Source organism: Micromonospora sp. CNZ303 (genome assembly GCF_004345505.1).
Genome location: NZ_SLVT01000042.1, coordinates 1 through 4,187 on the forward strand (window position 1 = coordinate 1; position 4,187 = coordinate 4,187).

The 4,187-nt window shown below is 72.4% G+C and carries 2 protein-coding genes; both read left to right on the top strand.

Going from position 1 to position 4,187, the window contains the following annotated elements; all coding sequences use genetic code 11:
- The first annotated feature begins 684 nt into the window (after positions 1 to 684).
- A complete protein-coding gene (locus EV374_RS32265; protein ID WP_132240946.1) occupies positions 685 to 1,542 on the top strand; it encodes a universal stress protein in 858 nt (285 codons plus the stop codon).
- Positions 1,543 to 1,638: 96 nt separating this feature from the next.
- Positions 1,639 to 4,041 carry a phosphoketolase family protein gene (locus EV374_RS32270; protein ID WP_132240947.1) on the top strand — a complete coding sequence of 801 codons (2,403 nt, stop codon included), beginning with the start codon at positions 1,639 to 1,641 and terminating at the stop codon, positions 4,039 to 4,041.
- Positions 4,042 to 4,187 lie beyond the last annotated feature (146 nt).

Consider the following 4,187-nt stretch of genomic DNA (forward strand, 5'->3'; position numbering starts at 1 on the left):
CATCGGACCCATCGGCTCATCGGACTCATCCGAGTGAACCCGGGTGAGCCGGGTGAGCAGGTGAGCCGGGTGAGCCGGTGAGCCGGGTGAGCCGGTGAGCCGGGTGAGCCGGGTGAGCCGGGTGAGCCGGGTGAGCCGGGTGAGCCGGGTGAGCCGGGTGAGCCGGGTGAGCCGGGTGAGCCGGTCCTCGGGTCACTGGGCTCACTCGGTCACTGCGGTCACCGCGGTCACCGGAGTCGCCCCGGACACCAGGTCACCGAGGCACCGGTGGAGATCTTGGTACGAGAGGGCCCCTGGAGGGGCGGTTTCTTGCCAAGATCTCCGGCAGGAGTCCGCTCACCTCGGCGCAGACCCGTACGGCGATGCGCCAGGCGACCGAGGCGGCCCCGTTTCCGACCGGTCCACCCGGACGGACGCGAGAGTAGCCACCGACGGGGTGTGGCCCGCCGTGCCCGGCGCAGGGATCAAGCCTGACCGCCCGGAGCCGGGCACGGCGGGCCACACCCCCACCACGACGCACCGCGACCACCCCACGCACCCCAACACCCCGAGCACTGCCCGGCCCCGCAGACACCCCAGCCCGAACCCCCGCCCCACCGTCGCCCGCGATCCCGCCCCACCGTGCTACCGGCGCGACTAGCCTCGACAGGAGGGCCGGGCGCGACGCCTGCGGAGGTGATTCGGATGGCCGCACCCACCGACGCGGCGGTGCTGGTCGGGCTCGGCACGGAGCGCAACCTGCCCGTGGTCAGGCTGGCCGCGCAGGAGGCCGCCGCGCACGACCGCCCGTTGTGCCTGCTGCACGCGTTCAACTGGGCGGCCGCGCTGCAAGCGCCGTCGGTCGCGGGGCCACGGGCGGACGCCGAGGAGCTGATGTCCCGGGCCACGGAGATCGTCGCCGAGGTCGAGCCGGGGCTGCCGGTGGGCGGCGAGATCGTCGAAGGTGCCCTCGTCGACACCCTGGTCCGCCGGTCGGAGACGGCGTTCCTGCTCGCCGTCGGGGACGGCGGCATGGCGACCAGCGGCGAGTGCGTGTCGGTCGAAGCGCCCACGGTGCAGCTCGCCGCCCGCGCCGGCTGCCCGGTGCTGGTGGTCCGCCGGGAGCCGCCCCCGCAGGGGCCGGTGCTGGTCGGGGTGGACGGTTCCGACAGCTCGCAGGCCGCGTTGGAGTGGGCCTTCGAGTGCGCGGCCCGGCGCGAGGCGCGGCTGTCGGCGGTCCGCGTAGTCGAGTCGGAGCAGGGCGCGGAGGATGCCGAGCTGCTCGTCGGGTTGGTGGCGCGGTCGGCGCGCCGGTTTCCGTCGGTGGCCGCGGAGTGCCACACGATCCGCGGCGATCCCGGCGGTGTCCTGGTGGAGCAGTCCCGTTCGGCGCAGGTGGTGCTGGTCGCCGCCCGGGGCGACGAGCCGTGGCGGGGCATGCTCGGCGCGGTGAGTCAGGCGCTGCTCTACCACTCCCCCGCCCCGGTGATCGTGGTGCGCGGGCTGACGGGGATTCCGGGGCACGGGCGCGATGCCCAGCGCCCACGGGACCAACGGCCCTGATCCACACCGGCCTCGACCGGCGATGCTGGGGCCGGCCCGGACGAATCCGCGCTCCGAGGATGCAGGATTCCCTTACCCGCGAGAGGCTCATGCAGTATGGACACCGCTCTCGACCTGCACAGCCCCCTGACCGACGACGAGCTGCGCCGGCTGGACGCCTACTGGCGGGCGGCGAACTACCTGACCGTCGGGCAGATCTACCTGCTGGACAATCCGCTGCTGCGCGAGCCGCTAGCGCCCGAGCACGTCAAGCCGCGCCTGCTCGGCCACTGGGGCACCAGTCCCGGCCTGAACCTGCTCTACGCCCACCTCAACCGGGTCATCGTCGCCCGTGACCTGTCCGCCCTGTTCGTCACCGGCCCCGGTCACGGCGGCCCGGCGATCGTCGCGAACACCTGGCTGGAGGGCACCTACAGCGAGCTGTACCACCACATCGGCCGCGACGAGGCCGGCATGGCCGGGCTGTTCCGCCAGTTCTCGTTCCCCGGCGGCATCCCCAGCCACGTGGCGGCGGAGGTGCCGGGTTCGATCCACGAGGGCGGCGAGCTGGGGTACGCGCTCAGCCACGCCTACGGCGCGGCGTTCGACAACCCGGACCTGCTGGTGGCCTGCGTCATCGGCGACGGGGAGGCGGAGACCGGCCCGCTGGCGGGAAGCTGGCTCTCCAACGTCTTCCTCAACCCGGCCCGTGACGGCGCGGTGCTGCCGATCCTGCACCTCAACGGATACAAGATCGCCAACCCGACGGTGCTGGACCGGATCGGCGAGGACGACCTCCTCGCCATGATGCGCGGCTTCGGCTACCAGCCGTACGTGGTCGCCGGCGACGATCCGGCGACGGTGCACCAGGCGCTCGCCGGCACGTTGGACCGGGCGCTGGACGAGATCGCCGCCATCCAGCGGCGGGCCCGCTCGGGCGGCGCCGTCGAGCGCCCCCGCTGGCCGATGATCGTCCTGCGTACGCCGAAGGGCTGGACCGGCCCCCGCGACGTCGACGGCAAGCAGGTCGAGGGCACCTACCGCGCCCACCAGGTGCCGCTGTCCGAGGTGCGCAAGAACCCGGAGCACCTGGCCGAGCTGGAGCGCTGGCTGCGCAGCTACCGGCCGGAGGAGCTCTTCGACGCGACCGGCGCACCGGTCGCCGAGCTGGCCGCGCTGCCGCCCAGGGGCGAGCGGCGGATGAGCGCCAACCCGGTCACCAACGGCGGGACGGTGCTGCGCGACCTGACGTTGCCGGACTTCCGCGAGTACGCCGTCGACGTGCAGCGGCCCGGCGAGACCGTGGCCGGCGCGACCGGGGCCCTCGGCCCGTGGGTACGCGACGTGATCACCGCCAACCCGCAGACGTTCCGCCTCTTCGGCCCGGACGAGGTGGCATCGAACCGGCTCGGCGCGGCGTTCGAGGTCACCGGCCGGGCCTGGATGGCCGGTACCGTGCCCGGCGACGAGCACCTCTCCGCCGACGGGCGGGTCATGGAGGTCCTCTCCGAGCACCTCTGCCAGGGCTGGTTGGAGGGCTACCTGCTGACCGGCCGGCACGGCATCTTCACCAGCTACGAGGCGTTCATCCACATCGTCGACTCGATGGTCAACCAGCACGCCAAGTGGCTGAAGGTGACCCGGGGCATCCCGTGGCGCAGTCCGGTGGCCTCGCTGAACTACCTGCTCTCCAGCCACGTGTGGCGCCAGGACCACAACGGCTTCTCCCACCAGGACCCGGGCTTCATCGACCACGTGGTGAACAAGAAGGCCGAGGTGGTACGCGTCTACCTGCCGCCGGACGCCAACACCCTGCTCTCCACGATGGACCACTGCCTGCGCAGCCGGCACTACATCAACGTGGTGGTGGCCGGCAAGCAGCCCGCCCCGAACTGGCTGTCGATGGACGAGGCCGTCCAGCACTGCCGGCGCGGCATCGGGATCTGGGACTGGGCCAGCACGGACGCCGGCAGCGAGCCGGACGTGGTGCTCGCCTGCGCCGGGGACGTGCCGACGCTGGAGACGCTGGCCGCCGCGGACCTGCTGCACCGGCACCTGCCGGAGCTGAAGGTACGGGTCGTCAACGTGGTCGACCTGATGCGCCTGCAACCGCCGACGGAGCACCCGCACGGGCTGTCGGACAAGGAGTTCGACACGATCTTCACGCGGGACAGGCAGGTCATCTTCGCGTACCACGGCTATCCGTGGCTCATCCACCGGCTGACCTACCGGCGGACCAACCACGAGAACCTGCACGTACGCGGCTACAAGGAGGAGGGCACCACCACCACCCCGTTCGACATGGTGATGCTCAACGACCTGGACCGCTTCCACCTGGTCATCGACGTCATCGACCGGGTGCCGGGGCTGGCCGACCGGGCCGCCCACCTGCGGCAGGAAATGGTCGACGCGCGCCAGTCCTGCCGGGACTACACCCGCGAACACGGTGAGGACGACCCCCGGGTCGCGGAGTGGCGCTGGGTCCGCGAGACGGACCCGGGGCTCCGGGGGGACCAGTGAGCGCGAGGAGTGAGCTTGCGAGCCCCGCAGTCGCGAACGAAAGGCAAGCCCAGTGAGCGCGAGGAGTGAGCTTGCGAGCCCCGCAGTCGCGAACGAAAGGCAAGCCCAGTGAGCGCGAGGAGTGAGCTTGCGAGCCCCGCAGTCGG